This window comes from Salinibacter sp., from assembly GCF_036626415.1.
GTDB lineage: Bacteria > Bacteroidota > Rhodothermia > Rhodothermales > Salinibacteraceae > Salinibacter.
In genome coordinates this window covers 1-4,958 of sequence record NZ_JAZKRW010000169.1, presented here as the reverse complement: position 1 = coordinate 4,958, position 4,958 = coordinate 1, and the positions used below count along the sequence as shown (strand labels likewise).

The 4,958-nt window shown below is 61.6% G+C and carries 6 protein-coding genes and 1 tRNA gene; all 7 read right to left on the bottom strand.

Annotated elements, in window-relative coordinates:
- Positions 1-184: 184 nt before the first annotated feature.
- Positions 185-862, bottom strand: a complete 678-nt coding sequence (locus tag V5A20_RS13035) for a carboxypeptidase-like regulatory domain-containing protein (RefSeq protein WP_332327531.1) — start codon at positions 860-862, stop codon at positions 185-187.
- A 349-nt stretch (positions 863-1,211) separates the two neighbouring features.
- Complete coding sequence (gene csgH, locus V5A20_RS13030; protein WP_332327530.1) at positions 1,212-1,622, bottom strand: curli-like amyloid fiber formation chaperone CsgH; 411 nt, start codon at positions 1,620-1,622, stop codon at positions 1,212-1,214.
- Between the two features lie 37 nt (positions 1,623-1,659).
- Positions 1,660-2,460, bottom strand: coding sequence for a hypothetical protein (locus V5A20_RS13025; RefSeq protein WP_332327529.1), 801 nt, complete (start codon positions 2,458-2,460; stop codon positions 1,660-1,662).
- Between the two features lie 66 nt (positions 2,461-2,526).
- Complete coding sequence (locus V5A20_RS13020) at positions 2,527-2,694, bottom strand: hypothetical protein (RefSeq protein WP_332316796.1); 168 nt, start codon at positions 2,692-2,694, stop codon at positions 2,527-2,529.
- Positions 2,678-3,148: a hypothetical protein gene (locus V5A20_RS13015; RefSeq protein WP_332327528.1), complete on the bottom strand. Its 471-nt coding sequence runs from the start codon at positions 3,146-3,148 to the stop codon at positions 2,678-2,680. Before V5A20_RS13015 ends, V5A20_RS13020 begins: the two co-directional genes overlap by 17 nt.
- 202 nt (positions 3,149-3,350) lie before the next feature.
- Positions 3,351-3,423, bottom strand: a tRNA-Tyr gene (locus V5A20_RS13010).
- A gap of 68 nt (positions 3,424-3,491) precedes the next feature.
- A complete protein-coding gene (locus V5A20_RS13005) occupies positions 3,492-4,418 on the bottom strand; it encodes a hypothetical protein (RefSeq protein WP_332327527.1) in 927 nt (308 codons plus the stop codon).
- Between the last annotated feature and the right edge of the window lie 540 nt (positions 4,419-4,958).

Below are 4,958 nucleotides of genomic sequence, written 5' to 3'. Positions count from 1 at the left end.
CCAGCCCGTCACGCCGGGCTTCCCCCGGAATCTCTCAGGTGCGTGGGCAGGGACCGGGGCGCTCCGGAGTCGAGCTCAGGACGCCACGCGCATCTTGAGGGCGTTCCAAGAGATGTCTCGTTGGGCGGCACTTCCTGTGCGCCCGGCCCTTCGCGGGCAGGCGTTCCGCGACGCGTTCAGGGCGTCAGTCGGAGCCGGCGGACTCGATGAAGGTGTCCGACACCTCCACGCTCTGGGCCTCCGATCGAACATATTTCCGGAAGCCGCCGAGGTCGGCCTCGCCCTCGGCCAGGCTGTCCCGCTCTGCTTCGAACCGAAACGTCCCGTCGTCGGCCGTCTCGATCTCAAAGAGTACTTTGTAGCGGACGATGGCGCGCTCGCCGACATTCTCCGCCCGGTACTCCACGTCCACGAACACGCTGTCGGCCCCGGTGCTGTCGCGGTTGATGGGGTCGTTGAACCAGTTGGTGACCTGGGCGGACAGGGAGTCGCTCTCGGCGCTGTTCTCGGGCTCGAGCAGGATGGAGGCGTTGGACGTCTGGCCTTCTTCCACCCGCACCGTCACGGAGCGGGACCCGAAGTCGCTCTTGGAGGCGGTCACCGTGTAGTTGCCGGTGGGAATGTTGTCGAGGGAGAAGGTGCCGTCCTCCGCGGTGAGGACCGACTGGGTGGGCGGGCTGGTGGTCACGTTGGCGCGGGGAATGGGGGCGCTGGTCTCCGCGGACTCGACGGTGCCGGTGAGGGTGCCGCGGGTCTCGGGCCCCACCGTTTCCTCGTCACAGCCGACCAATGCCCCGGCCACGAGGAGGAGACACGCAAGAGAGAGGAGAGACCCGGACGCTCGGACGTTCGGAATGGGCATGCGGGGGGAGAGGAAAACCTTGGTGAGAAGCGGAGCGGCGCGGCGATGAGGCGTGCCGTGTTTTCCGGCGGTCGCAGGGGACGTACCACTGGGTGCAAGATGTGTGCCGAACCCTCCGCAGGGCAATCGCATCAACAGTTTTTGCTCGACGGCACCTCCCGAACTTGACGTTCCGACCTTGAAAGCATTTCCGTCGTCGCTCCAACCTTGATGTGGAGCCCATCCATCCGTCAGATGTGCCCTCCTTATTCAAGATGGATGGGCCCTGCGTCGATGCTGAATCGAGTGCAGCACAGGGCTCAGAGCGACGGTGTGGGGAGGATCGTATCGGATACGATTACCCCGGACCCTACGGCATCGTGTGCCGGAGCCGGGCCTGGTCGATGGGCGTGTCGTCCCAGCGGACGCGGACGCGGAGGTCGATGCGGGCGCCGGGCTGGACGCTGACCTGCGTGGTGGAGAGGGTGTCGGTCTGTCCCGGCGCGGTGCGGAACGTGCCGGACTGCGTCGTGCGGGCGGTGCCGGCCGCCCCGTCGCGGCGCACCGACAGCTCGTAGGTGAGCGCCCCCGTGGGGCCGTCGGCGTTGACGAAGAGGCCCCGGATGCGAAGCTGATCGCCGACGCGCTGCGTGTCGATGCGGGCGTGGGTGCTGTCGGACACGGCCGAACTGGACGCCGGCGAGACGGACCCGGCGCCGCCCAGAAGCAGCAGCACGCCGACGACGGTGGCGGGACCCGAATGGAGAAGAGAGGCCATCATGGGGAAAAGAGACGAGGGCAGAAGAGCCCGGCCGAGCCTACTCAAGCGAAAGGGGGCCGAAGGCGTCCCGGCGGATCACCAGCTCGATGCCATTGCCGTTCATCTCGGCGTTGACGGGCACGGTCGTCTCCAGGCTGTTTCCGCTTCCGTTCTGCAGGACGTTCATGTCGAGATCTTGGACCGACGTGTCCATCAGAAATCGGTTCTCGTCGCCGGTCTGCAGCAGGTTCATCGCGTTGCCGGACCCGTTGAGGCGGATGCCCGCCGCGTTGTCGGTGCCCAGCTGCGCGATGGCGGTCTGGTTGCGGTTGCCGCTGTGCACCGCCACCGCCCGGTTTCCCGTTCCCGAAGCGCCGGGACGGAAGGTGCGGACGGCCTCGAACACGTCGGTCGCGGAGAGGCCCTCCGGCAGCCCGTCGCCAAAGCCGGCCGGCAGTGAGCCGCCTCCCTGCGCAATGGCGATTTCATTGTTGTCTCCGATTTGGGAGGCGGAGGCCTCGTTGCCGGTGCCGACCTGCCGGATCCGGGCGTCGTTGCCGCTGCCGTCCTGGAAAATGGAGGCGCTGTTGCCGTCGGTCGGCGTCAGGTCGGGGGCGCCTTCCGGAATCAGGGTCGTCACGTCGCCGACGGCGCCCTCGCCCTGGGCGACGATCACCTCGGACTGGGAGGCGCCCTTCACGTCGGGCGTCGCGTCCTCCCCGACCTGCTCGACCTGCACCTGGGCGTGTGCACACGTCGCACCGAGCGCCAACAACCCAGTCAGAAGAAGACCGGTGAGGGCAAAGGGCATCCAGCGGGGAGAGAAGATGGCGATGATCGAGCCGTTTCTGAGGGGCATGGGGGCACGAGTACTTGATTCCGAGTGTCTTCTTGCGGGGCTTGACGCCCAGTACTCAGCGAAAAATTAGTCGGCCTCCTGATCTTTTTTGCTCGCGTCCGCCTCTCGGCGGAGCGCACGCGACTTCTCGCGAAAGAACTTGAGGCGCTCTTCCGTAGACTTGTCTTTCAGTTGCTCGTGGTGCGAATCCCGAATCCGGCGCACCATCTTCATGGCGTCAATCTTCTTTTCCATAGCTGGTCACCTCCTGTGGGGTGCGAATCTCAATTTGCTTGTAGCCCAGTTCCAGATTGACAGCGTTGAATCTCCGAATCTTATCAAAGTGAACGATGTGCTTGAAATTCCAGCTCGTGAGCACGTCCACTTCCTCTACCGTGGAGAGCGCAATGTGGAGGGCGTCGTCGTAGTAGTTCGGCGTGAGGATTTCTCTCTTCAAGTATGTGTTGGCGAGGTGTTCTGCTTCTTCCGTCGTTTCAACAAACCGGTGTTCAAGATCCAACAGATCAAAGTAGGTGTGTCGGACTTCCGACGGGGCATCTTGAATGTCTGCGTCGATAACATCGGAGACGACGGGTCTGAAGCGGCCACGTCGAAAATCCTCCATCAGCACGTTTGACCACGGCGCAAATTTTTCGTCGTGGCACCCACCGACCACCGATGTATCGATGTATACGCGCTGTACCTTCATGCGTTAACCCCATGCTGAGCGGGGCAACTACGAGCCCCAAGACGGCGACACATTCACCTCAATCTCGATCCAGGTCTCCACTTTGCTTCTACGGAGGGACAGCCGAATCGGGTTCGGCGGACGAAGCAACGCACCTTTCCGAACGGGTCGGGCTCCAGAGCCGGGTTCAAAAACCCGAGCCGCGATGCGCGGCGTGTCGTAGCTGTGGGGGGCGGACTCGAACCACCAACATCCTGGGGTACTTCCAGGTGTTCTGCCGGTTGAACTACCCCACAGGATTGCACCGGGGGACGCGATGCCCCCGGTGCTTTTCGGATGACAGGAACCCGATCAGACAACGGAGCTAGTTCGACTGCCCCCCCGTCTGGGTGATGGTTGCCGAGTGTCCAGGCCCGTCCTGAACCACGTCGGCAAAGTTGTTATTATTGAGCTGATCAATGTCGATGGTATTGGGGTTGGTGTCGGCTCCGTTCAACTGTCTGGTATTGGCAAAGTTAGTGTCTCCGTCCTGGAGAATCTCTACTTTGCTCTTGAAACTACCGCCGCTGCCAGAGTTCTGGAACGTATACGCCTTGTTGCTAACTCCAAGCTGCTGGACGTCTGCAATATTGGAGTTCGAAGGAAAAAGCTGCTGAATCTGGGCTTCATTCAGCCCTCCGTCCTGAAGCAAATTGGCTTCATTACCATTACCGTTCTGCTCAATGAAGGCATTATTGTAGTTTCCGTCCTGCGTCACGCGTGCCATATTGAAGCTTTCGCCCAGACTTGTAAAGTCATCGGGATCGCGTGATTGGAAGACTTCAAGGGTGTTTTCGATGCCGACCTGCAGGGCTCGCTCAGAGCCGCGGGACGTGTTCGTTCCATCGTATCCCCTCAGTACATCTCCAGCACCCTGAGCCGCTGTGGCCTCGTTGTTAGCACCAACCTGCTTCAGAAATGCTTCAGCGCCTCTAGTCCGGTTCTGATCAACCAGCGCCTCGTTGCCACCGTCGGCTCCGAGCTGAATTACGTCTGCAATGCCAGATCCTCCAGGATCATTTGGATTAGAGTCTAGCTGCTTAATCGTCACTGTCTGTGACCCGCCGCGCTGCCTGACGTTTGCATCGAAAGATGAATTGTCAGCACCATTGACGTTCTGAGTGATATCCGCGTCGCTTCCGCTGCCACCTTGGTCCACGGTGGCCTCGTTGACGTCTTGCCCAAAGGCCATCCCCGCCGTAAAGACGAGGGCCAGGGCAAAGAGGCTCGTGATCTTGAGAAACTGTCTCATGGGGTTGAGTGTGGTTGCGTTCAAGAGAACGAAGCTGCGTGAAAGAAGCACCGGGCACGGCGATGTGCCCGATGCGGAACCCTGCAGCGCCCATGAGATAATGATGCGCAGTATCTTCATCCGCGTGAGGACGCTGCAGGACGCTCGGAGGCCGGGGTCCGCTCATTCTCGGTGAGCGGCGGCCTGCGAGCGTCTTTTTGTGTTCGAGGCCCGTCTGCCGTAACAGCACAATGCTGTCGACAGCATCGATGGGACCTCGGAATCCCGCACCGAATACGTGCGCCACCCAATCAATGAAAGCGCTCCCAGCCCCCCGTCATACTGAGCCCGTGACGGGGGGGCATTTGGGGATCGTGCGGTCCCGTCTTTCGGAAATCTCGTCTCGTAACGATGCAGAACACCTACGACCGGCGCGTCCTTTCCATAAGATGACACGGGGACGGCGCGTGACGCTCGTGCCCTCGATCTGGTGGAGAGATGCGGAAAAAACCGGATGAGGTCAGAGACAACCCAAGAGCCTCTACCAAAACCGATCACAAC